Annotated in this window: 28 protein-coding genes; 10 read left to right on the top strand and 18 right to left on the bottom strand. The window is 59.8% G+C overall.

All coding sequences use genetic code 11. The features are described 5' to 3' along the window. Positions 1-86: 86 nt before the first annotated feature. From xth to C1T17_RS19525, 5 genes are all read right to left on the bottom strand, one after another. On the bottom strand, positions 87-857 hold the full coding sequence (gene xth / locus C1T17_RS19545) for an exodeoxyribonuclease III (RefSeq protein ID WP_104954867.1): 771 nt from the start codon (positions 855-857) through the stop codon (positions 87-89). Positions 858-921: 64 nt separating this feature from the next. Further along, entirely contained in the window at positions 922-1,248 is a 327-nt protein-coding gene (gene erpA / locus C1T17_RS19540) for an iron-sulfur cluster insertion protein ErpA (protein WP_104955382.1), read from the bottom strand. 101 nt (positions 1,249-1,349) lie between these two features. Further along, entirely contained in the window at positions 1,350-2,087 is a 738-nt protein-coding gene (locus C1T17_RS19535; RefSeq protein WP_411269202.1) for a M23 family metallopeptidase, read from the bottom strand. Positions 2,088-2,414: 327 nt separating this feature from the next. Then, positions 2,415-2,882 (bottom strand): thioredoxin-dependent thiol peroxidase, encoded by a 468-nt coding sequence (gene bcp, locus C1T17_RS19530; protein ID WP_104954866.1) that lies wholly within the window; start codon positions 2,880-2,882, stop codon positions 2,415-2,417. Next, positions 2,882-5,581 (bottom strand): bifunctional [glutamine synthetase] adenylyltransferase/[glutamine synthetase]-adenylyl-L-tyrosine phosphorylase, encoded by a 2,700-nt coding sequence (locus C1T17_RS19525; protein ID WP_411269250.1) that lies wholly within the window; start codon positions 5,579-5,581, stop codon positions 2,882-2,884. Before C1T17_RS19525 ends, bcp begins: the two co-directional genes overlap by 1 nt. Before the next feature lie 150 nt (positions 5,582-5,731). Between C1T17_RS19525 and C1T17_RS19520 the strand changes: the two genes are divergently transcribed. After that, entirely contained in the window at positions 5,732-5,869 is a 138-nt protein-coding gene (locus tag C1T17_RS19520; protein ID WP_223262713.1) for a hypothetical protein, read from the top strand. A 16-nt stretch (positions 5,870-5,885) separates the two neighbouring features. Here the strand turns inward: C1T17_RS19520 and C1T17_RS19515 are convergent, their stop codons facing one another. From C1T17_RS19515 to C1T17_RS19510, 3 genes are all read right to left on the bottom strand, one after another. Then, a complete protein-coding gene (locus C1T17_RS19515) occupies positions 5,886-6,536 on the bottom strand; it encodes a sigma-70 family RNA polymerase sigma factor (RefSeq protein WP_104955379.1) in 651 nt (216 codons plus the stop codon). 108 nt (positions 6,537-6,644) lie between these two features. After that, positions 6,645-6,776, bottom strand: a complete 132-nt coding sequence (locus C1T17_RS21950; RefSeq protein WP_262982712.1) for a hypothetical protein — start codon at positions 6,774-6,776, stop codon at positions 6,645-6,647. A gap of 105 nt (positions 6,777-6,881) precedes the next feature. After that, positions 6,882-7,676, bottom strand: coding sequence for a response regulator (locus tag C1T17_RS19510; protein ID WP_104954864.1), 795 nt, complete (start codon positions 7,674-7,676; stop codon positions 6,882-6,884). Positions 7,677-7,697: 21 nt separating this feature from the next. On the opposite strand from C1T17_RS19510, the gene C1T17_RS21085 reads away from it, so the two are divergent. The 3 genes from C1T17_RS21085 (at position 7,698) to C1T17_RS19500 (ending at position 9,841) form a co-directional block, all read left to right on the top strand. Then, positions 7,698-7,937 carry a hypothetical protein gene (locus C1T17_RS21085; protein WP_145959039.1) on the top strand — a complete coding sequence of 80 codons (240 nt, stop codon included), beginning with the start codon at positions 7,698-7,700 and terminating at the stop codon, positions 7,935-7,937. Positions 7,938-7,988: 51 nt separating this feature from the next. Further along, positions 7,989-8,249, top strand: coding sequence for a NepR family anti-sigma factor (locus C1T17_RS19505; RefSeq protein WP_145959038.1), 261 nt, complete (start codon positions 7,989-7,991; stop codon positions 8,247-8,249). 86 nt (positions 8,250-8,335) lie between these two features. Next, on the top strand, positions 8,336-9,841 hold the full coding sequence (locus C1T17_RS19500) for a sensor histidine kinase (RefSeq protein ID WP_104955378.1): 1,506 nt from the start codon (positions 8,336-8,338) through the stop codon (positions 9,839-9,841). Here the strand turns inward: C1T17_RS19500 and tgt are convergent. After that, on the bottom strand, positions 9,838-10,980 hold the full coding sequence (gene tgt, locus C1T17_RS19495) for a tRNA guanosine(34) transglycosylase Tgt (RefSeq protein ID WP_104954862.1): 1,143 nt from the start codon (positions 10,978-10,980) through the stop codon (positions 9,838-9,840). The genes C1T17_RS19500 and tgt overlap by 4 nt on opposite strands. A gap of 51 nt (positions 10,981-11,031) precedes the next feature. Beyond that, positions 11,032-13,005, bottom strand: coding sequence for a putative bifunctional diguanylate cyclase/phosphodiesterase (locus C1T17_RS19490; RefSeq protein ID WP_223262712.1), 1,974 nt, complete (start codon positions 13,003-13,005; stop codon positions 11,032-11,034). A 157-nt stretch (positions 13,006-13,162) separates the two neighbouring features. Between C1T17_RS19490 and C1T17_RS19485 the strand changes: the two genes are divergently transcribed. Next, positions 13,163-13,843 carry a GNAT family N-acetyltransferase gene (locus C1T17_RS19485; protein WP_104954861.1) on the top strand — a complete coding sequence of 227 codons (681 nt, stop codon included), beginning with the start codon at positions 13,163-13,165 and terminating at the stop codon, positions 13,841-13,843. Here the strand turns inward: C1T17_RS19485 and queA are convergent. The 5 genes from queA to C1T17_RS19460 form a co-directional block, all read right to left on the bottom strand. Continuing rightward, positions 13,840-14,871 carry a tRNA preQ1(34) S-adenosylmethionine ribosyltransferase-isomerase QueA gene (gene queA / locus C1T17_RS19480; RefSeq protein ID WP_104954860.1) on the bottom strand — a complete coding sequence of 344 codons (1,032 nt, stop codon included), beginning with the start codon at positions 14,869-14,871 and terminating at the stop codon, positions 13,840-13,842. The two genes, C1T17_RS19485 and queA, sit on opposite strands and share 4 nt — an antisense overlap. A gap of 43 nt (positions 14,872-14,914) precedes the next feature. Then, positions 14,915-15,664: a peptidylprolyl isomerase gene (locus C1T17_RS19475; protein ID WP_104954859.1), complete on the bottom strand. Its 750-nt coding sequence runs from the start codon at positions 15,662-15,664 to the stop codon at positions 14,915-14,917. Between the two features lie 87 nt (positions 15,665-15,751). Continuing rightward, positions 15,752-16,270: a pantetheine-phosphate adenylyltransferase gene (coaD, locus tag C1T17_RS19470; RefSeq protein WP_104954858.1), complete on the bottom strand. Its 519-nt coding sequence runs from the start codon at positions 16,268-16,270 to the stop codon at positions 15,752-15,754. Next, positions 16,267-17,148: a polyprenyl synthetase family protein gene (locus C1T17_RS19465; protein ID WP_104955376.1), complete on the bottom strand. Its 882-nt coding sequence runs from the start codon at positions 17,146-17,148 to the stop codon at positions 16,267-16,269. Before C1T17_RS19465 ends, coaD begins: the two co-directional genes overlap by 4 nt. A gap of 50 nt (positions 17,149-17,198) precedes the next feature. Continuing rightward, positions 17,199-17,456, bottom strand: coding sequence for an exodeoxyribonuclease VII small subunit (locus C1T17_RS19460; RefSeq protein ID WP_104955375.1), 258 nt, complete (start codon positions 17,454-17,456; stop codon positions 17,199-17,201). A 206-nt stretch (positions 17,457-17,662) separates the two neighbouring features. Between C1T17_RS19460 and C1T17_RS19455 the strand changes: the two genes are divergently transcribed. Next, a complete protein-coding gene (locus tag C1T17_RS19455; RefSeq protein ID WP_104954857.1) occupies positions 17,663-18,043 on the top strand; it encodes a hypothetical protein in 381 nt (126 codons plus the stop codon). 147 nt (positions 18,044-18,190) lie between these two features. Next, on the top strand, positions 18,191-20,383 hold the full coding sequence (gene purL / locus C1T17_RS19450; protein WP_104954856.1) for a phosphoribosylformylglycinamidine synthase subunit PurL: 2,193 nt from the start codon (positions 18,191-18,193) through the stop codon (positions 20,381-20,383). A 9-nt stretch (positions 20,384-20,392) separates the two neighbouring features. On the opposite strand, the gene C1T17_RS19445 is transcribed toward purL, so the two are convergent. Beyond that, entirely contained in the window at positions 20,393-21,160 is a 768-nt protein-coding gene (locus tag C1T17_RS19445; protein WP_104954855.1) for a methyltransferase domain-containing protein, read from the bottom strand. Between the two features lie 110 nt (positions 21,161-21,270). Here C1T17_RS19445 and C1T17_RS19440 point away from each other — a divergent pair, with 110 nt between their 5' ends. The 3 genes from C1T17_RS19440 (at position 21,271) to bfr (ending at position 23,330) form a co-directional block, all read left to right on the top strand. Next, positions 21,271-22,515 carry a DUF418 domain-containing protein gene (locus tag C1T17_RS19440; protein WP_104954854.1) on the top strand — a complete coding sequence of 415 codons (1,245 nt, stop codon included), beginning with the start codon at positions 21,271-21,273 and terminating at the stop codon, positions 22,513-22,515. Positions 22,516-22,576: 61 nt separating this feature from the next. Beyond that, complete coding sequence (locus C1T17_RS19435; RefSeq protein WP_104954853.1) at positions 22,577-22,747, top strand: bacterioferritin-associated ferredoxin; 171 nt, start codon at positions 22,577-22,579, stop codon at positions 22,745-22,747. A gap of 103 nt (positions 22,748-22,850) precedes the next feature. After that, positions 22,851-23,330: a bacterioferritin gene (bfr, locus tag C1T17_RS19430; RefSeq protein ID WP_104954852.1), complete on the top strand. Its 480-nt coding sequence runs from the start codon at positions 22,851-22,853 to the stop codon at positions 23,328-23,330. A gap of 40 nt (positions 23,331-23,370) precedes the next feature. Here bfr and C1T17_RS19425 read toward each other — a convergent pair whose 3' ends face one another. Both C1T17_RS19425 and C1T17_RS19420 read right to left on the bottom strand, forming a co-directional pair. Further along, positions 23,371-23,811 (bottom strand): Hpt domain-containing protein, encoded by a 441-nt coding sequence (locus C1T17_RS19425; RefSeq protein ID WP_411269201.1) that lies wholly within the window; start codon positions 23,809-23,811, stop codon positions 23,371-23,373. 88 nt (positions 23,812-23,899) lie between these two features. After that, on the bottom strand, positions 23,900-24,127 hold the full coding sequence (locus C1T17_RS19420; protein ID WP_104954851.1) for a sulfurtransferase TusA family protein: 228 nt from the start codon (positions 24,125-24,127) through the stop codon (positions 23,900-23,902). Positions 24,128-24,133 lie beyond the last annotated feature (6 nt).

Below are 24,133 nucleotides of genomic sequence, written 5' to 3'. Positions count from 1 at the left end.
GTCTTGTATCGGACGGCGCTTTCCGCTTCCTTTAAAGCGTACTGAATGGAAGACGCAACGCGTGGACCAGATTTACCGCTCCAAAGCTACTGCAATTCCACCCACACCGGCGCATGATCGCTCGCCTTCTCGCGGCCGCGGAAGTCCTTGTCCACTTGCGCATCGTACAGGCGGTCGGCGGCGGCGGGGCTCAGCAGCAGATGGTCGATGCGAAAGCCCGCGTCGCGCGGCCATGCGTTCATCTGATAGTCCCAATAGGTCCAGACGCCGCCCTGCGGGTGGCGGCTCAACAGCGCATCGGTCCACCCATCCGCCAATAGGCGGCGATAGGCGGCGCGGCTTTCGGGCTGCATCAGCGCGTCGTCGGCCATGGCCTTCACGGAATAGGTGTCCTTGTCGCGCGGGATCACGTTGTAGTCGCCTGCGAGCACCGCAGGGACTTCCTCCGCCCAGATTTCCGCCGCTCGCGTACGGAGGCGCTTCATCCAGCGCAGCTTGTAATCGAACTTCGGCCCCGGCTGCGGATTGCCGTTGGGAAGGTAGATGCTGGCGATGCGCACGCCGCCCACCTCGGCTTCCAGATAGCGGCTATGTTCGTCCTCTGGTTCGCCCTCCAGCCCGCGCCGGACTTCCTGCGGCACCTGCCCCCGCGCCAGGATCGCAACGCCGTTGAACCCCTTCTGCCCATGCCAGATCACGCCATAGCCCGCCGCTTCGATATCCTTCGCCGGGAAGGTCTCATCGGAGGTCTTGATTTCCTGAAGGCAGGCGACGTCCGGCTGTGTCTCGTTCAGCCATTCGATCAGCCGCGGCAGGCGGGCCTTGATGCCATTGATGTTGAAAGTCGCGATACGCATGACGACACTGTTAGCCAAGCTGGGCGCACCGGGCCAGCTAAAGCCGCACTTGCTTTGAAATTCGTCAGACCGAGAAGCTGGACCCGCAGCCGCAACCAGCCGTGGCATTGGGGTTCGTCACCTTAAATGCCGCGCCGACCAGGTCCTCGACATAATCGACGGCAGCGCCGCGCACCAGATCAAGGCTCATCGGATCGACCACCAGCGTCACGCCATCACGCTCCACCGACACATCCTCCGCATCCACGCCATCGGCCAGGCCAAAGCGATACTGGAAACCCGAGCAGCCTCCACCTTCGACGGCGAGCCGCAATATCGCCGCCTTGCCCTGACGCTGGGCGATAGCGGCAACGCGGGACGCTGCGGATGGTGTAAGGTCAATCTCTGTCATGCCGCTATAGATAGGGACAAGCAAAAGGCCCGGCAAGCTTTCGCTCCGGGCCTTTGCAAAGGTAGCGTTCTAATCACGGCTCACGCCGCGATCATCGCCCATTAATCGGCGTCTTTTTCTTCGCGCAGCGTCGGACCACCCATGGCGACCGGCGGCTTGGTATTCAACGCCATCAGATAATCGGCACCCGCCACGAAAGGCAGCGGATTGACGGCGTTACCCGCGACCCGCACTTCATAATGAAGATGGCTGCCGGTCGAGCGACCCGTCGAACCCATCAGGCCGATGAGCTGGCCACGACGCACATGCGTGTTAGGCGCAACGATCAGCTTCGACATATGGCCATAGCGCGTTTCCATGCCGTTCCCGTGCGAGATTTCAACGAGATTGCCATAGCCGCTGGCCCATCCGGCGCGGCTGACGATGCCGTCGGCGGTCGCATAGATCGGAGTCCCTGAAGGGCCGGGGATGTCGATGCCCTTATGCATCCGGGCCGAGCCGTTGAACGGATCGGAGCGGACGCCGAAGTTACTCGTCAGGCTGAGCTTCGCGACAGGACGGCCTGAAGGGATGAACACCGACGACTGTGCGACATTGTCCATCTTCTTCCAGCTGGAAAACAGGGAAGAGAAGCCCGCATCGTTTGTTGCCTTGGCAGCAGGTGCGAGGTCCGCAGCCGTTACATCGGCATAGGGGCCATCTTCTTCAGCGGCAGACGCGGGGGCAGCGGCACAAGCCATCAGGGCTGCTGCTGCGATGAAAGCCGTTTTTGCAAACGACGAAGGAAAACGTTGGAACAAAAGATTGTTGGTATCGTTGCTTACTTGACGATGCGACATGCGAACCCCGACTTTGCCGTCGCACGGCCGGTGGCAGCGAGACGTAAATCCTATTTTTAAAAGCAGATTGAACTGCCCCCGTTCATCATGTCTGCAAATCGCGGCGCATTAAGCAAGCGTTGTCACATTTTAGCGCGTCCAACCGGCCCCATGACGGGTTGAAGCGTTGAACTGAGGGTTAACCTAAGCCCGAAAATGGCGGTTTTTAAGCCTTTCTTAGTGATTTGCGTCACGGAATGGCACTCGTTTCGTCGCTATGATGACGCCATTTGTCATGTTCAGATCAAAGAACGCCCTTGTAACGATTCGGGACAGCAATGGTCGCGGCTATGACGAAAGCGCTTTAGCGGCATCCAGAACCTCTTCTGCATGCCCCTTCACTTTCACCTTCGGCCAGACCCGGACGACGGTGCCATTTGCGTCGATCAGGAAAGTCGACCGTTCGATCCCCATATATCTGCGACCATACATCGACTTTTCGACCCAGGTGCCGAACGCCTCGCAAAAGTCGCCAGTCTCGTCGGAAGCGAGAACGACCTTCAAACCGTATTTGTCCGCAAACTTCTTGAGCTTGGCGGGCTTGTCTTTGGACACGCCGATAACGGCCAGACCTGCCGCTGCAAAGTCGTCGGCAAGTTCTGTGAACGCCTGCGCCTCGCTGGTGCAACCGGGCGTGTCCGCTTTGGGATAGAAATAGAGGACGAGGGGCTTTCCAGCATAATTCTTGAGCGTAAAGCTCTCGCCTGAACTGGTCTGCAATGCGGCGTCCGGCGCTTTATCACCTGCGTTCAACATCAGACTTCCCCTGCGTAGCGATCCACGATGGCGCTCCACCGTTCAGATACCTCCTGCCTTGCCGCCATGTAGCTTGCAAGCAGTGCATCCCAATCTGCGACCTGGCAGGCGCGCGCCACCAGCGGACGGGTGGCTGGAGCCGGTTCCGCCGATGTGGGTGAGACGAGGCGGGAGACGACGAGAAAGCGCGCAAGGAGATCATGCGCGGGAAGCAGCGAAGCTGGGAGATGGCTCGATGCGATCAATTGCCGCAGCGCCTCGCGCAAATCCGGCGTGAAGGCGCTCTGCGTCAGGAACTGCGTGACGTGGATCAGAAACTCAAGATCGATCAGGCCGCCTTCCACCAGCTTGACGTCCAGAGGACCCGCCGGCGGCTTATGTTTTGCGATTTCGCTCCGCATCTTCACGGCGGAGCGGGCAAGCGCCTCTCCATCGCGGGGCATTTCCAGCGTCTCGGCGATGATCTTCCGTAGGGAAGTGCGGGCAACATCGGATCCATAGATCGGGCGTGCACGCGTCAGCGCCAAATGCTCCCACGCCCATGCCGCCTCGCGCTGATAACGGGCGAAGCTCTCGAAGCTGACACAGAGTAGGCCTTGCGCACCGGACGGACGCAGGCGGGTATCGACCTCGTACAATGGCCCGGACCCTGTCTGCACGGAGAGTGCATTGGTGATGCGTTGCGCGAGGCGATTGAAATACTGCGTTGCCCCTAGCGGTTTGGGGCCAGCGGATTCCGCCGCGAAGTCTCCGGAGAACAGATAGATAAGATCAAGGTCCGACGCATGTGTCAGCGCCCCGCCGCCGAGCCGCCCCAGCGCCAATATGGCGAGCTCGCCGCCCGGAACCTGGCCATGCGCCGCCTCGAACTCCGCGACGGTGCCCTGCACAAGCACGTCGATCGCGGATTCCGCAAGGCGCGAATAGCCTGCCGCCACCTTCAGCGGATCGCTATGGCCCCGCACAATCTGGGCGCCCAAAGCAAAGCGTTTATCCCCAACGCGTTGCCGTACGCGGTCGAGCAACATCTGATAATCGTCGCCCGGCTCCAGCGCGCCCAGTTGCTTTGCCAGTTCAGGCACCGATGGCGGCGGATCGAAAGCGCTGGCATCGATCAGTCCATCGAGCAATTCGCTCCGACGAGCCAAAGCTTCGGCAAGCGTGGGCGCATGGCTTAATATCTCGGTTAGCAATTGCACCACGGCGGGCCGCGTCGTGAGCAGCTTGAAGAAATTGATGGCGCTCGGCAAACGCGCGACCATGCTGTCGAGCCTATTGAGTGCCGTGGCCGGATCTGGCGCGTCGGCCAGCGCTTTCATCAATACCGGCAGCAGCTCCTCCAGCGCCTTGCGTGCCGGTGCGCTACGGAGCGCGCGGATCGTTCCTTCGCGCCAATGGGCGATACGCGCGAGAGGAACGGCTGGGTCCGCAAAACCCATGTCGCGTAACTGCCCTTCCAACACGGTGCCGTTCTGCGACAATTGTTCGGCAGCGTCTTCGCGAACGAGCCTGTCGTAGTTGCCGCCAACCCAGGTGACGTGCGGCGCAAGCAGTGCCAGCAACGCGCCGCCATCGGCAAGGCCGTGCAGGTGCGCCACGTTATCCAGCTGCGGAATGCTCGCTGGCAATTCGTGCGTCTGCCGGTCGTCCACCATTTGCAACCGGTGTTCGATCGTGCGCAGCAGCACATAAGCCTCGTCGAGCCGCTGCGCCGTTTCCGCTTCGATGATGCCATGGTCTGCCAGAGCCTTCACTGCTTCACGCGTCGAGCCGGATCGCAAGGCTGCGTTGCGTCCGCCATGGATAAGCTGATGCACCTGGGCAAAAAACTCAACTTCACGGATACCGCCACGTCCGCGCTTCAGGTCATAGCCCGGTGCGAATGCCTGTCCCTGCGCATAATGGTCGCGAATACGCCGGGAGATATCGGTGATCGCATCGATCGCGCCGAAATCGAGTGAGCGTCGCCAGACGAATGGCCGGATGGAGCGAAGGAAATAATCGCCCAGAGGGCCATCTCCGGCTGCGACGCGTGCGCGAATGAACGCGGCCTGCTCCCAACCAACCGCCATGGACTCATAATATCCGATCGCCGCCTCCACGGGCAACGCGATCGGCGTCACCTCGGGCGATGGGCGAAGGCGCAAGTCGACGCGGAAGACATAGCCGTCGCCATCTCTCGCACTGAGTAATTCTGTCACGCGCTTCGCCAGACGAACGGCAGAGTCGACAGGTTCTTCCCGAGACCGATGCGGCAAGGTTTCGGGGTCAAAGATCAGGATCGGATCGATGTCGGAGCTGTAATTCAGCTCCCGGCTCCCATGCTTGCCAAGTGCAATCACGGCGAATCCGCGCGGCGCTTCGCCTGGAAACCGTTCGGCGAACGCCGCGTCTATCGCCCGTTCGAGGGCTATGTCTGCAAAATCGGACAGCGTCTGCGTTACCGTGTCGAGATTCCAGGCGCCGGACAGATCGGCAATTGCCGTTACAAGAGCAAGAGCGCCGCGTTGTCGCCGTAGTGACTGCGCCACCACTTCGGTCTGGACGCCTTCGGCATGGGCCATTCCCATCGCTGCATCGACGTCACCCTCTGAAAGCGAGGCCGCAATATGAGGATATCGCGTGAGCATTCGAGCTAGAAATGGCGAGTGCGCGTGCGCACGCACCAATGCTGCTGATGTGTCGATGCATTTTGTCACGCTATGTTGTTCCGCCACCGTTGTATCTTTGGCCTGTCAACATGGCTGGACACAGCCTGTCAAAACAATGCGCAACCTTTGTGAACTCGAACCGTTTACATTGATATGAGATACAACGGCAAATTGTTGCAACAGAAGGAATATGCTCCTGTGTCGCGCTTTGTGACTGTTCAGATGCCGTCCGCAAAGGACGGCGTCGCACGCGCTTTACGGTCGGTCTTCGACGCGCGTAGCCAATCCTTGCCTGACGACATGCTCGGTCTGTTGAGCAAGCTGGACCGCAACTAAAGTCCTCGTCCGACTCTTATCGGCCCCGGCTGAGCTTATCCACGTCACCCATTATTTCATCCAGCACTCCGCTGGGCGAAGTGATCTGTCCGCGACGAGTAGGGAGGTCGCCGCTGTCCATCATCTGCTCAAGGGCTGCGCGGCCACGCGCCACACGGCTCTTGATCGTACCGACGGCTACGCCACAGATTTCGGCTGCTTCTTCATAGGCGAAGCCGCCAGCGCCCACTAGAATGAGAGCCTCGCGTTGGGGTTGCGGTAGTTGGAGCAATGCCCGTTGCATGTCGGCCAGCTCAATATGCTTATCCTGACCTGCGGGTGCTGCAAGCAGGCGATCCGCGGTGAGATCGTCCCACTCTCCGCGAAACCGCGAACGGCGCATCTGCGACAGATAGTGATTGCGCAGGATGATGAAGGTCCACGCGCGCATGTTGGTCCCGGCCTGAAAGCGCGAACGCGCCGCCCAAGCTTTCAACAAGGTCTCCTGAACGAGGTCATCGGCAAGATCACGATTGCCCGACAACGATCTGCCGAAGGCACGGAGATGCGGGATAACCGCCGCCAACTCCTTCTTGAAGTCGGCGTCGGAAAGCGCCTCCCGCTCTTCGGGAATAGCGATCTCGTCAATCTCCACGACTTCTCCAACGGGACTATTCGCAGCAGCCATCATGCGCGGACTTCCGTAGGATAAATGATCGGTGCCGCGGAACACATACTCAACTGGTTCAAAACAGACTTCCTGAAAACGCCAGACAGCGGCAGAACAGCGATAAATTCACAGCAGCAATATCAAACCCATGCCGAGAATAACAAGAATAAGGGATATTGCGAGGACGTAGCGGACGATATGCGGCGTGGACCCGGATCTTGCATTGTCCGTATCAACATGCTGCTGGTTGTCCGGCATATGGATTCTCCCGTTCGTTACGCATCAATAACACCTGCCGCCGGACGATGTTCCCAGAGGAACACGATTGGACCGATAGCGGCAAGATGGACCGCTCACATTATCCTAAGCTGGTGCAGTCGCCTCATCGAAGAACAGCGCCTGCGCAATCGCGGCTTTGACTGTTGAACGCTGGAACGGCTTTGTGATGAGGAATGTCGGCTCAGGCCGCTCGCCCGTAAGAAGGCGCTCGGGGAAGGCCGTGATGAAGATCACCGGGACCGAGAATTCGGCTAGGATGTCCTTGACGGCGTCGATGCCGCTGGAATCATCGGCAAGCTGAATATCCGCAAGTACCAGCCCCGGCCGTTCAGCCATGGCTTCCCGCACGGCTTCGTCGCGGGTCACCGCGATGGCCGTTACATCATGCCCCAGATCGCGAACGATCGTCTCGATATCCATTGCGATGATCGGCTCATCTTCGATTATCAGGACCTTGGCCCGCGTTTGCGCTTCGATCTCGGCCAATGCTTCATTCACCAGAGTTTCCACGTCCGTGGCGTCCATCTCGATCAGATAGCCAGTGTCCTCCGTGGTGAAGCCCTCCATGGCAGTCAGCAATAGAGCCTGACGCGGCAATGGGGTAATGCGTGCAAGACGCGCGCGTGCAATGGCTTCATGATCGTCGCCAGAGACGGACACGGGTGAATCCTCGATATGAGAGGATGACCAGATGGCATGAAATGTCTTGTAAAGGCCCAGCCGCGCATCGACATCGCGGGGGAACTCATCCGGCGCGGCGACGATCGCTTCTAAGGTAGCGCGGACATAGGCGTCGCCATGCGCCTGGCTTCCCGTCAGCGCGCGCGCATAACGGCGGAGAAAGGGTAGGTGCGGATGCAATTGCTGGCCTAGCGACATAATCTATGGTGTCTCCCTTAAGTGCGACCGGCCCGCAATGTAGGCAAGACGCGTTTCAAAGGATGGATACCCGGCTGCATTATTGCAACCCCGCCCCCCAAAACGTTCCCGCGCCACACCACGGCATCGCCTCCCGATGGCGAGCCGGTGAAAAAATATCTGATTGCCGGAACCAACCAGAAAGCGATTTGTTTCACAGCCGGTAAGTTTTTTGTTGGACAATATTTCGCGGGCTTTTTCGTTGACGCGGCAACTGAATGACGCAAACGTCTTCCGTGTGGTTGATTGTTGATTAGGTAAAAGGGGCGAGTTTTGGGTTCTTCTGACATGCGGCCGGATGCCATTGCACCACTGGACGCGCCGGCGACAGCGGGAGAAGTGTCGGTGGAGGCAGTATCTGGAGCACCGACGACAGCTAAACGGCGCACGAATACTAAGGGCGCACGCCGGGGCCAGGGCGGCGGACGGACGGGCGATCATAATGTCGGCAATGTCCTGCGTTCCGTATACCAGACCGCAGTGCAAGAAGACATTCCGACAGAAATGCTCGATCTGCTAAGCAAACTGGACTGATCGGCACAGATGTGGATGACACCGCCGAAGTATCGGCGCGTAAGCAGTCGATAGGATCTTTTCCGATACGCTCGACGGACGTCAAGATGTTCCTCATCTTGGCGCTTGCGTTATTGCCGCTTGGTTTGGTGGCGCTGATGGCGTCGGTTCAGGCCATTCGTACCGCCGACGCGGAACGCCGGGCGGTTCTCCAGATCGACTCGGTACAGAGCGCGCGTACGCTGGCATCGCTGATCGCATCCGACCAGATGGCGCTTCAGGTCGGGGTCAATGCGTTTTCAGGGAGCATTGCTGCGAGTTGCCCGCGTCTCGAAGCGATAATGCGTCCCCACACGCCACTCGACACACGTTTTGCCGTATATTCGAACGACGGCGATCATGTCTGCACCAGCTTCGGGAAGTCCATTCCCAACCTTCCCCGGGATAGCGACAGCGCCTCGTCCTCGGTTGACCTCCTTCCAGAGCGCAACATGCTCATGGTCCGCAGACCAGCGCAGAATGGAGCGCTTGTCGCTGTCGTCTATTATGGTCGCGACCACCTGCGGCAGATCGTCCATTCCACGGCAACCAAGCCCAATCATCGGATCGCCCTGACGCAGGGCAGCAAGGAACTTGCGCTCGATCCGGAGCGGGCCAACCGCGGAGGAGGGACGGTCGAGAGCGTTTCCACCTCACTCGATCGAACCAACCTCATACTTAAATTGACCGCGCAGCAGCCGCCCCGGACTTTTGCGCGCGTCCTGCTGTTACTCCTGCCGATCCTGATGTGGTTCTCCGCAGCGGCAATTGGGTGGTTTGTGGTCAATCGCCTCCTGATCCAGCCGCTCGTGATGCTGCGCCGAGTGGTCGCTACCTACCAGCCGGGCATTGTCTTACATCCATTGGAAAAGGTGCGTACCCCGGCGCAGGAGATCACCGACCTTGGCGAGACCTTTCATGCGATCAGCGAGGATGTCGCGACGCATGAGGCGGAAATGGCGGAAAGCCTGGTCCGCCAGCGCAAGTTGACTCGCGAGGTCCATCATCGCGTCAAGAACAACCTCCAGATCATATCCAGCCTCATCAATCTCCACAGCCGATCCGCAGCGACGCCGGATGCGACGGAAGCCTATGGCTCGATTCAGCGGCGCGTCGATGCGCTTTCCGTCGTTCATCGCAACCACTACGCCGAATTGGAAGAAAACCGTGGTGTAGGTATCAGGGCGCTCGTCAGCGAACTCTCTGCCAGCCTGCGGGCCAGCGCTCCAGCGAACGGAGCAAGGCTGAATATCCAGATCGATAGCGCGGATCTACACGTCAGCCAGGATGTCGCGGTCCCGGTCGCTTTTCTGACTACGGAATTGGTGGAGCTGGCGATGCTGAGCGATCCCAATGCCATCGTGCGCATCTCTGTCCAACGCGTTGCCGAGCCGCCACACCGGGCGCAACTTTGCGTTTCCTCCTCCGCCCTGCGCACCACGTCCGAGTTGCAGGAGCGCCTCAACGGACGATTCGACCGAGTACTGACCGGCCTGTCCCGTCAATTGCGCGCACCGCTGGATCGAGATGAAGAAGAGGGCGTCTTCTGTATTGAAATCGCCGTGCTCGATTAAGCGCGGTTGCCGACGAGATAGTCCGCACGGAACTGCCGCGCGAATGGCGTGAACACGCCTTCGGCTATGGCATCGCGCATGGCTTGCATCAGCGCCTGGTAGAAGTGGATGTTATGCTGCGTCATCAGCATGGCACCCAGCATTTCGCCTGCCTTCACCAGATGATGCAGATAGGCGCGGTTCCATGTCATGCACACAGGACACTCACAGCGTCCGTCCAACGGTGTCTGGTCCTCAGCGAAACGGGCATTGCGGATGTTGAGTGGACCTGTCCAGGTAAACGCCTGGCCATTGCGACCTGAGCGAGTGGGCAGCACGCAATCGAACATATCAATCCCGCGTTCTACCGCACCCACGATGTCATCGGGCTTACCGACACCCATCAGATAACGTGGCCGGTCCGCAGGCAGTTGACCCGGCGCGAAGTCGAGCGTCGCGAACATCGCCTCCTGCCCCTCGCCAACGGCCAGCCCGCCTACCGCATAGCCGTCAAAGCCGATATCCATGAGCTGCTGTGCGGACCGCAGGCGCAGATCCTGGTCGAGAGAACCCTGCTGGATGCCAAACAATGCGGACCGTTCCGCATGATCTTCACCCGCATCGAAACCTTCGCGGGAGCGGCGCGCCCATCGCATCGACCGCTCCATCGATGATGCCGCTTCGTCCCGCGTCGCATTGTTTTTGGTGCATTCGTCGAACGCCATGACGATGTCGCTGCCCAGCAACCTTTGTATCTCCATCGACCGCTCCGGCGTCAGCATATGCTTTGAGCCGTCAATGTGGCTGGAAAAGGCGACGCCCTGCTCGCTCATCTTCGTCAATGCCGAAAGGCTCATCACTTGATAGCCGCCGCTGTCGGTCAGGATCGGCCGGTCCCAGCCCATGAACCGATGCAAACCGCCCAGCCGCGCCATGCGTTCCGCGCCCGGACGCAGCATCAGATGATAGGTGTTGCCCAGGATGATGTCGGCACCCGCAGCGCGTACTTCGGCCGGACGCATCGCCTTTACGGTTGCCGCCGTTCCGACCGGCATGAAGGCGGGCGTGCGGATATCGCCGCGGCGCATCGAGAGAGTGCCTGTCCTGGCTTTCCCGTCAGTGGCAGCAATATGGAAGGAGAAGCGCGGTCGAGTTGTCATGCGGGGCCAATAGGCGCTTTACCAGCCGCTTGTCAGCCCCTGCCAAAGGCGTCAGGCGATCCGGCGCATTATCTTGGATGGGCGGCGGCTGCGCTGAGTGTCGATCTCCATCTCCTCGCGCAACAGCCGGGCGATTTCCTCACGACGCACCGGCTGGCAGAGCAGGAATCCCTGTGCGAAGTTGAAGCCCGTTTCGCGGGTATAAGCTTGCTGATCCTCCGTCTCGATCCCCTCCGCCACGGTATCCATGCCGAGCTTCTCTGCGAGGAAGATGATCGATTGAACGACGGCCTGATTTTCTGCGCTGGTTCGGACGTCGCGCATGAAACTCTGGTCGACCTTGATAGTGTCGAAGGCATAGGCGCTCAAATAGCTGAGCGATGAATACCCTGTCCCGAAATCGTCGAGCGCCAGCCGCAAGCCGATCTTGCGCAAGTCGAGCAACATCGCGCTGGTACGGGGCTGGTCGACAAGAAAGACGTTTTCCGTCACCTCCAGTTCAAGGCGCCGGGCGGGGAGCCCTGTGGCCATCAGATGACTGATAATCATGCGCGGCAAATCGGTGGACTGAAACAGTGCAGGCGACATATTGACGGTGAGGCGTATGTCCTCGGGCCAATCGAGAGCTGCGGCGCAGGCGTGGGCCAATACCCAGTCAGTCAGCTCCGTAATGATGCCGATGTTCTCGGCGATCGGGATGAATTCCTTTGGTTGAATGGAGCCGAGCTTGGGATGAACCCAGCGGATCAGCGCTTCGCAGGCGACCACCTTGCCGGAAGTGTAGTCGAAGATCGGCTGAAACTGGAGCGAGAACTCCCGATTGGCGATCGCTTTGCGAAGGCCGGTTTCCAGGTCATGAATGCGGCTGAATCGGTCCTTCATCGACCAAGTGAAACTTGTGGCGCGATTTCGGCCGCTTCCCTTGGCTTCGTATAGCGCCATGTCGGCGTGCTGCATCAACTCATCAACGTCGCGTCCATCCTGTGGCGCAACGGCTATGCCGATGGAAGCGGTGACGGACAGCGTATGTTCGGCGATTTCAAAGCTGTCCCTGAAGTAGTCGAGGACGTCGGCCGCGATGGCCTGCGCGCCAGCGCGATTGACGCCAGGGCAGATCAGGATGAACTCGTCACCCCCGAACCGGGCGACATGGCCGCGGCCATCGAGCGCTTCGGACAGCTTCTCCGCCACCGCGCACAGCAAATAGTCGCCAATGAGATGTCCTATCGAGTCATTGATTTCCTTGAATCTATCCAGATCCATCCACAGAATCGCGACAGCATCGCTGCTCCGACGGTTATTTTCGAATATCTCACGCAGACGAATCTGCATGGCCATCCGATTCTCGACGCCCGTCAGGCTGTCGAACCGGGCAAGCCGCTCGTACTTCGTCGCGAGCAGAGACTTTTCATGCTCCTCTCGTAACGCGTTCCCCACGATGCGATGCGTGCCTGCACTGATTTCGACAAGTCCTACGAGCATTATTACTAACGCGAGCGCCAGCAGTTGATAGGCAAGTGCACCTACCATCCACAATCCCAGAGCGGCTGGCACGATGCAGAGCAACGGCTGGCCGATCGGCACCCTGATCCGACCGGCGTTGCGGCAAGCAGTTGCACTCGCGTAACCCGCTGCAAGCGCGACGGCGGGTACGTGCAGTGTTGCGTCATCCACGCGCGTCAGCGTGAGAAAGGTGAATAAGCCAGTCAGCGCGGCAAAAGACCAGGAAGCTGCCTCGAACAATTTCTCTTTGTAGCGTGAGCGGGGATCGGGATCTGGCTTGAGACATGACCTGAGGCCGATTCGCAGTGCCGACAGAAAGGCGAAACCGCCAACGAGCGTCAGGAGGAGGGAGTCGTGCGACTGCCGGGCAATGACAAAGCTGAGCGTGACGCTGACGATGGCGCCTAGGGCTATTGTGCCTGTTGACGCTGTGAGCGAGGCAGCAAGGCTTCTTCGCGCACCGGCGTCGATCGCCGATACACCCAGTAGCTGTGTTAGCCAATGCTTTGCCAGTTGCCTCAAGCAGATGCTCCGTTCTTACCCTCCATGCACGCGAACCTATTGTCTTTTCGTAAATTTCTGTTGGCCGCAGCTCATGTTCCGGACCGATTATATGCAGCGCAACGATGCAACCGGCATTGCCTTTGTTACGCCGACGCAATTATGATGCCGGCTGACTATGACAGAACATCACTCCCTTGACCGACCGGTGTGGTCCGCGCTGCAATCGGGCTGGGCGTCAATGGCCGTGGGAGATCATTACGCGATGCGGCTGCATGGCGATTTTGGTCCCTTTGCTGCTGCGGTCGATGGTTCGCCGCATAATGCCGCCAGGCTTTCATCCTTGTTGTCCGGTGAGGAGGAGTTGTGGCTGGTGGAAGCCGATCCGCCAGCCCTCCCGGCAGGTCTGAAGATACGCCGGGAAGCGACGCTTCATCAGATGACGGCTTCGACTATCACTGTGTCGCCAGCTTCTTCCGAAATCGTACTACTTACCGCCGATGACGCGCCGGACATGATCGCGCTGGCTCATTTGACCGTGCCCGGCCCTTTCGCCGCGCGCACCTATCAGCTTGGCCGCTTCCTAGGCGTTAAGGAAGGTGGAAGGCTGGTGGCGATGGCCGGCGAGCGGATGCGGCTTCCTGGATATGCGGAAGTCAGCGGCGTGTGCACGCATCCCGATCATCGCGGGAAAGGCTATGCGGCGGCATTGATGCGAGCCGTGGCGCAAAACATGTTGGCCCTAGGCGAAACGCCCTTCCTGCATTGCTATGCCAGCAACCTGTCGGCGATACGACTGTACGAGTCTCTCGGTTTCGTGTTCCGCCGATCCATGCACCTCAAGATCGTTGCGCGTTAGCCTGGCAGCAGCAGACTGGAATCCCCGTAGCTGTAGAACCGATACCCTTGCGCGATAGCGTGGGCGTAGGCGCCCTGCATCCGTTCGCGTCCCATAAGGGCGCTAACGAGCATGAACAGCGTCGATCGGGGCAGATGGAAGTTGGTCATCAGTCCGTCCACAGCACGGAAACGGTATCCCGGCGTGATGAAGATACGTGTGTCGTCCGCGAACGAGCGGATCATGCCATCGGCATCCACCGCGCTTTCCAGAAGGCGCAGGCTGGTCGTCCCCACGGCGATGATGCGTCCGCCATTGGCGCGCACCGCGTTCAAGCGGTCCGCTGCTGCTGGTTCGATCCTTCCCCATTCAGCGTGCATACGATGCTCGGCGGTGTCGTCGACCTTGACCGGGAGGAACGTACCCGCCCCGACGTGGAGGGTCAGCGTCTCGCTTAGGACACCTCGCTGAGAAAGTGCTTCGATCAGGCCATGCGTGAAATGCAGGGCAGCAGTGGGGGCGGCAACGGCGCCGTCCTCTCGCGCGAACATGGTTTGGTAATCGCTGCGGTCCTTTTCATCCGTCGGACGCTTGGCTGCGATATAAGGGGGCAGCGGCATCCGCCCGGCCCGCTCCAGCAAGACTTCGACGGCTTCATCGCCTTCGAAATCCAGCGTAATCGTGCCGTCCGCATCGCGCGATCCTGCTATAGCGGCGACGCCCGCACCAAAATCAATGCGATCACCGGTCCGCACGCGCTTGGCATTGCGAACGAAGGCCTGCCAACTCCGAAGTCCTAACCGCTTGTGCAGGGTAGCGCCGATGCGCGCCTCGCCACGCGTCCCTTCAAGCTGTGCAGGAATGACGCGCGTATCGTTGAACACAAGACAATCGCCTGCGCGCAATAGAGAAGGAAGATCAGATACGCGGTGATCGTGCAGACCTTCCGCGCCTTCGACAACCAGCATACGCGCAGCATCGCGCGGTACGGCCGGGCGAAGGGCGATCCGTTCGGGCGGCAAATCGAAATCGAAAAGGTCTACGCGCATCGGTACATATCCTGCGCCGTCATCAGGCGCGCAGATCCAGCATTTACTTCTTGATCGGCGCGTTCAATTCGGCAGCGCTGGGAACTGTGGGTGCAGGTTGGGGCAACACGGCCGGGCGCGGCTTGCCATCACTCTCGATCGATGCCTGCACAATCACGGACGGGTTCGCCGGGGGTTCGCCCTGCGCAATGCTGTCGACATATTGCATGCCTTCGATCACGCGGCCAAACACGGTGTACTTCTTGTCAAGTTGCATGCGGGGCAGCAGGACGACGAAGAACTGGCTGTTTGCACTGTCCTCGCTCGCCGCGCGCGCCATCGATACGGTGCCGCGCAGATGCGGCATCACGTTGAATTCGGCCTTCAGGTCCGGAAGGCTCGACCCACCGGTGCCGTCACCCTTGGGATCGCCGCCCTGCGCCATGAAACCGGGGATCACGCGATGAAATTTGAGGCCGTTGTAAAAGCCCTGGCGCGTCAGCGTCTTGATCCGCTCGACATGATTGGGCGCAATGTCGGGACGCAACTGGATACGCACGCGACCGCCAGTCGACAGATCGAGATCCCATACATTTTCGGCCTCGACCGGGACCACGGCAGGCGGGATCTTCTGAACGCCGTGCTGACCCAGCTTCTTGGCATTTTCGGCGGCGATTGCGGCCGACTCAGCCTTCTTAAGCTCGTCGGCACGGCCCCCGCCACCGCCTTGTGCCATTGCAGGCGAAGCGACCGCCAATGCGAGCATCATCGTACCCGCCGCGCACATCGTCCTGAAACTCTTATACAACGCCATGATCGCCTCGTCTCCAGCAGAGGATTGCATCTGCCCGCAATGCCCCGCGGTTAGGAATGATGATATGAACGGACCATGAGCGACCGCTCAGGAACCCTTTCGACCGAGGCGCTCTACGCGCTCGGCGACTTCCTCGCAAACCTTTGCGCTCACGAATTTATGAATGGGACCGCCGAACAGGGCGATCTCCTTCACCAGGCGGCTGGCGATCGGTTGCAGCGAGACATCCGCCATCAGGAACACCGTCTCTATCGACGCATTGATCTGCTGGTTCATGCCGGCCATCTGATACTCATATTCGAAGTCCGCCACCGCGCGGAGGCCCCGGATAATGACGCTCGCCCCTTCGCGTTCGGCAAATGTCATCAACAGCGCGTCGAACGCCACCACGTGTATCTCGGAGTCGATATCGGCACATTCGCGCTTCACCATCTGCATCCGCTCGTCGAGCGTGAACATAGGCGACTTGCTGGGGTTGGTGGTGACGCCGATGACGAGCCGGTCCACCAGCTTCGCACCACGGCGGATGATGTCCATATGTCCCAAAGTCACGGGGTCGAACGTGCCAGGATACACACCTACCCGTGCTGGCCGCGCTTCACTCATCGGTCCCTCTCCACAACATAGTCCGCAATTGCGCGCAGCAGATTCGCTTCAGCACCATAGCCATGCAGATGCGCTTTCGCCTGATCGACTAGCAGTCGTGCCTGCTCGCGTGCACGGTCGATGCCCAATAATGAGACAAAGGTTTCTTTGCCCGCGGCTGCGTCTTTGCCCAGCGCCTTGCCTGCCAGAGCTGCGTCTCCCTCTACATCGAGCAGATCGTCGGCAATCTGGAAGGCAAGGCCGATATCACGGGCGTATCCATGCAGGCTCGTGCGACCTTCGGGCGGAATGCGACCGAGGATCGCACCCGCTTCGACACAGAAGCCGATAAGCGCGCCGGTCTTCAATTGCTGGAGCCGCGTCACCGTGGGCAGATCGAATCCCGACTTTTCCGCTTCGAGATCCATCATCTGCCCGCCCGCCATACCGGACGGCCCACTCGATGCCGCCAGTGCTTGGACCAATTCACAGCGCACGAAGGGATCGGCGTACGTGCGCGGGTCGACCAGAACCTCGAATGCCAAGTCGTGCAGGCAATCGCCTGCAAGAATGGCCGTCGCATCGTCAAACGCTTTGTGCACAGTCGGCTTGCCCCGGCGGAGATCGTCATCGTCCATCGCAGGCAGGTCGTCATGCACTAAAGAGTAGACGTGAATGCATTCTACTGCGAGGCCGACGCGAACCAGCGATTCCATCGAAACGTTGAACAACGCCCCAGTCGCTCTGACGAGCAGCGGACGCATCCGCTTGCCCCCACCGATCGCCGCATGTCGCATTGCGTCATACAGTCGCGCGCGCGCATCGTCGGGGACGGGCAATAGTTGATCGAACGCTGCATCGATCGCATGACTGGTCTCACGTACCGCCGCGGCCAGAATGTCTCCGCTATCGCCGTTCGTGTCCACCACCGCCCCCTGCACGTCGTGGTTCAACCGGCGTCGAAGGGCTGCGCCCCGCTCACGTCGCCCGCCTGATTCAAGGTGAGCTTCTGGATCTTTGCTTCGGCATCGGCGAGCCTGCGCGTGCATTGCGCGCGGAGAGCCTCGCCCCGCGTATATAGAGTAATCGACTCCTCGAGCGGCGCGTCGCCGCTTTCCAGTTTCCGGACGATGGCCTCAAGCTCTCGCAAGGCGTCTTCGAACGACAGCGCGGCCAAGCGATCGGTATCTGTAGTATCAGGCTCCATCATGGCAGCAATGACGAGGGGAGGGGGCATGGTCAAGTCCGACAGCTACTCCCTTGGGGATGTCGCCAAGACCTCGCCATCCTTCACCGCAAAATAGGCCTGCAGACTGTAACGAATCGAGCGTTCCATTCCGCAACAGGCACATGCGAATTATTCTTATTTTTCCGTTGACGCTCCATGTTGCATCTGCACAAGGAGGTTCCGTCATGAAACATCATATCCCCCTCCTCGCCGCCGCTGCACTGGTTTCTCTTTCCGCTTGCAGCAAGTCTGAACCCGAAGTCGTGGGCGGCCCTGCCGACCCGATGGCCGAGCAAGTCGCCAATGCCGGCCCGGTCGAACTTCCTCCTTCCGTCAAGGCCAGCAAGCAGTATCGCTGCAAGGACAACAGCTTGATTTTCGTCGACTTCCTGTCCGACGACAAGACGGCCAACCTGCGCCTCGAAAAGAACGGCGCGCCGACCAAGCTGGTCGCTGCCGAAGCCGGTGGCGCTCTCAAGGCCGAAGGCGGCTATGAAGTCAGCGGCAGCGGCAGCCCAGTCACCATCACTGTTCCCGGCAAAAGCGCGCAGAGCTGCAAGGGCTAAAGAACCACAATATCCACGAGCGATTCGCGGGCTGGGCATGAAAATGTCCGGCCCGTTTTCTTTTGGGCAAAGCGCAGGTGGGCTTAAAGGCGGTTGAAAAGGGGTTCCCCGTTGCCCTTCAGCCCCCACCCGGCTAAACGCCGGCTCATGTCGAAATCCAGCACTGCCATCACCCCTCAGATCGTCGCCGAACATGGCCTGAACGAGGAGGAATATGCTCGCGTCCTGAAAGCGCTGGGGCGGGAGCCGAACATTACCGAACTCGGCATCTTCTCCGTGATGTGGTCGGAACATTGCAGCTATAAGTCAAGCCGCATTCACCTCAAGAAACTGCCTACCGAAGCGCCTTGGGTCATTTGCGGCCCCGGTGAGAATGCAGGCGTCATCGATATCGGCGAAGGTCCGAACGGCACCAAGCTCGCCGCGATCTTCAAGATGGAGAGCCATAACCACCCTTCCTACATCGAGCCTTATCAGGGCGCAGCGACAGGCGTTGGCGGAATTCTGCGCGATGTGTTTACCATGGGTGCACGGCCGGTAGCGAACATGAATGCGCTGCGCTTTGGCCGGCCTGATCATCCCCGGATGCGCCACCTGATCAGCGGCGTCGTGCGCGGCATCGGCGGTTATGGCAACTGCGTGGGCGTGCCGACTGTCGGTGGCGAAGTGAATTTCCACCCCGCCTATGATGGCAACATCCTCGTCAATGCGATGACGGTGGGTATCGCCGAACAGGACAAGATCTTCTATTCGGCGGCATCGGGCGCGGGCAATCCCATCGTCTATGTCGGTTCCAAGACCGGGCGTGACGGCATCCATGGCGCAACGATGGCATCGGCGGACTTCGGCGAAGACTCCGATGCAAAGCGCCCCACGGTGCAAGTCGGCGATCCCTTCACCGAAAAGCTGCTGATCGAGGCATGCCTCGAACTGATGGCTTCGGACGCGATTGTCGCCATCCAGGACATGGGCGCGGCAGGACTTACCTCGTCTTCGGTTGAGATGGCTTCGAAGGGCGGCGTCGGGCTGCTGCTCGACATGGACAAAGTGCCGCAGCGGGAAACGGGCATGACTGCCTATGAAATGATGCTGTCCGAATCGCAGGAGCGCATGCTGATGGTCCTGAAGCCCGGCCGCGAAGCCGAGGCGGAGGCGATCTTCCATAAGTGGGAACTGGATTTCGCGGTCATCGGCGAAGTCACCGACACTGGCCGCATGGTGCTGACGCATCATGGCGAAACGGTGTGCGATATTCCGCTTGCTCCGTTGGCCGACGACGCGCCGCTCTATGACCGTCCGCATGTGCCTACGCCCAAGCGGGAGCCAGTTACGGATATCCCCACAAGCACGGACTTGGGTGCGGACCTGCTCAAGCTGATGGGGTCGCCCGACATCGCTTCGCGACGCTGGATCTGGGAGCAATATGATCACATGGTCGGCGCGGACACATTGCAGCGTCCCGGGGGCGATGCGGCGGTGGTGCGGATCCACGGCACCAATCGCGCGCTGGCGATCAGCACCGATTGCGCCCCGCGATATTGCTATGCAGACCCCTATGAGGGCGGCAAGCAGGCGGTCGCCGAATGCTATCGCAACATCAGTGCGGTTGGGGCGAGACCGCTCGCCATCACCAACTGCCTCAACTTCGCGAATCCACAGCGCCCCGAAATCATGGGACAGATCGTCGGCTGCCTCGATGGTATGGGCGACGCCTGTCGTGCGCTGGACTTCCCGATCGTCAGTGGCAATGTCTCGCTCTATAATGAGAGCAAGGCAACCGGCGGCGGCAGCGCGATCCTGCCCACCCCCGCAATCGGCGGCGTCGGTGTGCTAGACGATATCGACAATATGGCGACGGTCGCGTTCAAGGCGAGCGGCGAAGCGATCTTCGTCATCGGCAAGAACAATGGCCATTTGGGCCAGTCGCTCTGGTTGCGCGAATTGCATGGGCGCGAAGAAGGTCCGCCGCCGCCCGTCGATTTGGCGCAGGAGAAGGCGCACGCGGCGTTCGTCCGTGACCTCGTTACGCAGGGCAAGGTGACGGCGGTGCATGACGTGTCCGATGGCGGCCTGCTCGTCGCAATCGCGGAGATGGCGCTGGCGGGCGGTATCGGAGCGACTCTCGAAGAGATCGGTGACCATTTCACCGCATTCGGCGAGGATCAGGCTCGCTACATCGTCACGTCCGCGGTGGCCGACACAATTCAGGCGGCAGGCATTCCGATGACGCGGATAGGCACGACAGGCGGCGACGCGCTGGTGTTACATGGCAAGGCCATTGCGTTGGCGGACCTCCGCACAGCACATGAAGGCTTCTTCCCGGCGCTGATGGACGCCTGACGCCGCGCGTTATTTCAACTTCGTGATGCGGCCGAACAGCACATGATAGCTGTCCCATGCGCCTGCCGCTTCAAAGGCCGCCATAACGTGCTTCAGCTTGCCGGCAGACAGCGGTATGTGATTAGAAACGGGTACAACTGCGCCGATTCCCTTCAGGTGGCCAATCAGGTTCCGCGCCGTTCCCCAATTCACAGGATATGTTTCGTCAAAAGCAAACGCATCGCCATAGGCGGCTAAAATTTCGGACAAGCCAGCCAGGGCGGGATACTTCGGCACACCCGCCACCGCGTCGCATGCCAAATGCGCCGCACGCCAGCTTGAGAAACTGTCCGCCCCCATGGTGGAGAAAATAAGACTTCCTCCAGGCCTCAGCAGCCCATGAAGCCGTGCCAGCGCGGTTTCCAGATCATCGAACCATTGGAAAGCGAGGCTGGACAGGATCAGATCGAAATGCGGTCCTTCGAACCAGGGTCTCTCACCGTCCATCGGCATGAACATGCCCGCCAGCATAGCCCCATCCGCCGCGCGCCTGACCATTCCCTCCGACAGATCCGTCGCGACCAAAGTTGCCGCTGGCCAATGCTTGCCGATTTCCCGCGTGAGCAGTCCGGTGCCGCAGCCAATCTCCAATATCCGGGCATTGTTCTCCAAGGGCAGCAAGGCTGCGAGATCGGCCACCGTCAGGGCCGCGATGCGCTGAACGTCGGCATGGTCCTCGTATCCCGCCGCGGCCGCCCCGAAGGCCGATGCAATCCGCTCTTTGCGCTCGCTTGTCATTGGCGCACCTGTCGCAGAAGCCGCCGCGGATTTCCACCGGTAGTAACCGCAGCCGCCGATCCGGGATGCCCGACAGTAGACCGGCTGCATAAAACCGATATGAAGACCTGATGATCGCTACCGATACCCGGCTCTTGCCGCTTGATGCCCTGCGTGGTTTTGCCGTGATGGGGATATTGCTCCTCAACATCGTCGGCTTCGCGATGCCGGAAGCGGCTTATATGAATCCGGCGGCCTGGGGCGGCACAAGCGCACCCGACATAGCGACTTGGGCAATCACCTTCGTCCTGTTCGACGGGAAGATGCGCGGACTATTCTCACTGCTTTTCGGTGCGTCCATGTTGCTCATCATCGAAAAGGCGGAGATGGACGGGCGCGACGGCAGGCGGGTGCATTTCGTCCGGTCGGCATGGCTCTTCGCCTTTGGCCTCGCTCACTTCCTGCTGCTGTGGTGGGGTGATATCCTGATGGTCTACGCGATTGTGAGCCTGGTTGCGGTCCTCTTCATCGGGCGCCCACCGATCAGCCTCGTGAAGTGGGCATTCGGCGCATTCCTCATCCACTTCGTGATCGTCGCCACCTTCATCATCAGCGCCTATGCCTACGGCCACGCTGCGGCGGCTCCCGACGCCCCCACCTCACTCGTACGAGGCTACGCGGCGATGATCGAAAGCTTCGGCAGCCCTGGCGCACCGTCTATAAAGGCGGATGTCGCCCTCCATCGATCCGGTTTCGGCACGATCTTCGTTGACGCTCTTACCAGTCTGCCTGGTCATGCGGTGTCTTTCTTCTACTTCGCATTCGACACGCTGGGCTTCATGCTGCTGGGCATGGCGATGCTGAAGGGCGGTTTCCTCAACGGGCAGTGGCCCATCGAGCAATATCGTCGCACGGCACGGCATTGCTTCATGATCGGCCTTCCCCCTAGTCTCGCATTGGCAATATGGGTGATTGCGTCCGGCTATGACCCCGTCGTCGCTTTCGGCAGCTTCTTCGCATGGTCCTTTCCCTTCCGGGTTCCGCTCACGGTAGGTTACGCTGCGCTATTTCTGACGTGGGTGCTCCACAGCCCCGATCATTTCCTGATCCGGCGCGTGGCCGCAGCGGGACGAATGGCCCTGAGCAATTATCTCGGGACCAGTCTTCTAATGACGGCTATCTTCTATGGCTGGGGCGGGGGGCTATTCGGGCAAATAGACCGATTTCCGCTCTACACATTCGTTATCGGTGCTTGGGCAATCATGCTCCTGTGCTCGAAGCCATGGCTCGACCATTTTCATTATGGGCCTTTGGAGTGGGTGTGGCGCTCCCTGGCACGCGGTCAGTCGCAGCCGGTGCGACGAATTCGCAATTAGGTTGATATTCACTATTGCGACCTATTAGCATCAACGCTATCTCTGTTTTCAGGAGAGCGTCATGGTCGTCTGTATCTGCAATGCGATTCGAGAGAAAGACCTGCGGGAGGCGGCGCGTGACGGCTGCGAGACCCCATGTAGTGCTTATGCGCGCTTCGGACGTCGACCCAAATGTGGTCAATGCGTGCCGTTTGCGCGAACCATTATCGCTGCCGAGCGTGCTACTGCGTAAGAGTTGCATAGCCAGAAATGGCTGATTTCTGCCGTTTTTCTACTGGTCTATCGGCAGATTACGCGTATAATCCGGCGTAGTTTTCACGTTCGGAGCATGTCCCATGAAGGGCGACCCCAAGGTCATCGACTACCTCAACGAAGTGCTCAAGAACGAGTTGACAGCGATCAACCAGTATTTCCTGCACTACCGTATGCTCGACCACTGGGGCGTGAAGCGGCTCGCCAAGTTCGAATATGAGGAATCGATCGACGAGATGAAGCACGCCGATCGGCTGGCCGAGCGTATCTTGTTCCTCGACGGCCTACCCAACTTTCAACTCCTCGGTCGCCTGAAGATCGGCGAAACGGTCGAAGAAGTGTTAAAATCCGATCTGGAACTGGAATATGAAGCGCTGCCTCCGCTGAAGGATGGCATTGCATATTGTGAGTCGATCCGGGACTATGTGACGCGCGACTTGTTTGATTACATCCTCAAGAGCGAAGAAGAACATATCGATACGCTGGAAACGCAGTTCGAGATGATCGAGCGGATGGGAATTCAGAACTATATTCAGCTACAATCGCGGCCAGCGGAGGAATAAGCCGCACGGCGCTGTAAGCTGCTGCTGTTTTTTGCGCAGCTTACAGCCGCGTAAGACCGTGTGCAGGCTCGATCTTGCGGCCAAAGCCTCCAGGGCGGCGGGCGACCAGCGGATTGCTGTCCTTGTCCAAAGCTGCAATCGTCTCCGCAAAGCAAGCGCGTAGGGCGACGACGATCTCGATCAGTTCCTCGGGGCTTTCATGATGCTCGACGCAGCGGCGCGCGACCATTTCAATTTCCTCGGCCATGTCGCCTAGGCGCTCTGCCCCGAACTGCCGCGATTCGCCTTTCAGTGTATGAGCAGGAATGACCATCGCCGCAGCGTTCTTGGCGCGCATTGCTTCCTCAATCGCGAACACCGATTTGGTGCCGTCTTCACGGAAATAGCCCAATATTCGCATGAACCCTGCACCAAGCTCACTGCGGGCATGCGCATAGTCCGTCTGATCGATTAGCTGGGCGTCAAGGTGCGACACATTCATGCTCCCTGCGGTGCTCACATTGGCACCACTTGGACAAACTGTAAGGCATAACCAGTAAATGGACGGTTAAATCGAAGGAAAATCGTGCCTATTGAGGTATTTGCCCTGAGACGAGCATAAAGGCCGGCCCGCGGCTGTCATCCACGGTCATATACTGCCACCCCCGTCGGCTTGCCAGCGCCTCCAATTCACCCGGCGCGATAGGATCATCCGCAAGGATCAAGACCTCATTATGCGCACGCATAGCCTTAGCCGCACGCAATGCAGGCCAAGGGCACCGCATACCCCGCGCGTCGACCACATGAACGGTATTCATCGCGAC

It is taken from the genome of Sphingobium sp. SCG-1 (assembly GCF_002953135.1).
Taxonomy (GTDB): domain Bacteria; phylum Pseudomonadota; class Alphaproteobacteria; order Sphingomonadales; family Sphingomonadaceae; genus Sphingobium.
The sequence above is the reverse complement of the archived record's forward strand: the minus strand, read 5'-3'. Positions and strand labels throughout refer to the sequence as shown.

Excerpts from the sequence above, each read along its gene's own strand:
- xth (WP_104954867.1), bottom strand. The coding sequence starts at position 857 with ATGCGTATCGCGACTTTCAACATCAATGGCATCAAGGCCCGCCTGCCG.
- erpA (WP_104955382.1), bottom strand. The coding sequence starts at position 1,248 with ATGACAGAGATTGACCTTACACCATCCGCAGCGTCCCGCGTTGCCGCT.
- C1T17_RS19535 (WP_411269202.1), bottom strand. The coding sequence starts at position 2,087 with ATGTCGCATCGTCAAGTAAGCAACGATACCAACAATCTTTTGTTCCAA.
- bcp (WP_104954866.1), bottom strand. The coding sequence starts at position 2,882 with ATGTTGAACGCAGGTGATAAAGCGCCGGACGCCGCATTGCAGACCAGT.
- C1T17_RS19515 (WP_104955379.1), bottom strand. The coding sequence starts at position 6,536 with ATGGCTGCTGCGAATAGTCCCGTTGGAGAAGTCGTGGAGATTGACGAG.
- C1T17_RS21950 (WP_262982712.1), bottom strand. The coding sequence starts at position 6,776 with ATGCCGGACAACCAGCAGCATGTTGATACGGACAATGCAAGATCCGGG.
- C1T17_RS19510 (WP_104954864.1), bottom strand. The coding sequence starts at position 7,676 with ATGTCGCTAGGCCAGCAATTGCATCCGCACCTACCCTTTCTCCGCCGT.
- C1T17_RS19500 (WP_104955378.1), top strand. The coding sequence starts at position 8,336 with ATGTTCCTCATCTTGGCGCTTGCGTTATTGCCGCTTGGTTTGGTGGCG.
- tgt (WP_104954862.1), bottom strand. The coding sequence starts at position 10,980 with ATGACAACTCGACCGCGCTTCTCCTTCCATATTGCTGCCACTGACGGG.
- C1T17_RS19485 (WP_104954861.1), top strand. The coding sequence starts at position 13,163 with ATGACAGAACATCACTCCCTTGACCGACCGGTGTGGTCCGCGCTGCAA.
- queA (WP_104954860.1), bottom strand. The coding sequence starts at position 14,871 with ATGCGCGTAGACCTTTTCGATTTCGATTTGCCGCCCGAACGGATCGCC.
- C1T17_RS19475 (WP_104954859.1), bottom strand. The coding sequence starts at position 15,664 with ATGGCGTTGTATAAGAGTTTCAGGACGATGTGCGCGGCGGGTACGATG.
- coaD (WP_104954858.1), bottom strand. The coding sequence starts at position 16,270 with ATGAGTGAAGCGCGGCCAGCACGGGTAGGTGTGTATCCTGGCACGTTC.
- C1T17_RS19460 (WP_104955375.1), bottom strand. The coding sequence starts at position 17,456 with ATGGAGCCTGATACTACAGATACCGATCGCTTGGCCGCGCTGTCGTTC.
- C1T17_RS19455 (WP_104954857.1), top strand. The coding sequence starts at position 17,663 with ATGAAACATCATATCCCCCTCCTCGCCGCCGCTGCACTGGTTTCTCTT.
- purL (WP_104954856.1), top strand. The coding sequence starts at position 18,191 with ATGTCGAAATCCAGCACTGCCATCACCCCTCAGATCGTCGCCGAACAT.
- C1T17_RS19445 (WP_104954855.1), bottom strand. The coding sequence starts at position 21,160 with ATGACAAGCGAGCGCAAAGAGCGGATTGCATCGGCCTTCGGGGCGGCC.
- C1T17_RS19440 (WP_104954854.1), top strand. The coding sequence starts at position 21,271 with ATGATCGCTACCGATACCCGGCTCTTGCCGCTTGATGCCCTGCGTGGT.
- C1T17_RS19435 (WP_104954853.1), top strand. The coding sequence starts at position 22,577 with ATGGTCGTCTGTATCTGCAATGCGATTCGAGAGAAAGACCTGCGGGAG.
- bfr (WP_104954852.1), top strand. The coding sequence starts at position 22,851 with ATGAAGGGCGACCCCAAGGTCATCGACTACCTCAACGAAGTGCTCAAG.
- C1T17_RS19425 (WP_411269201.1), bottom strand. The coding sequence starts at position 23,811 with ATGAATGTGTCGCACCTTGACGCCCAGCTAATCGATCAGACGGACTAT.
- C1T17_RS19420 (WP_104954851.1), bottom strand. The coding sequence starts at position 24,127 with ATGAATACCGTTCATGTGGTCGACGCGCGGGGTATGCGGTGCCCTTGG.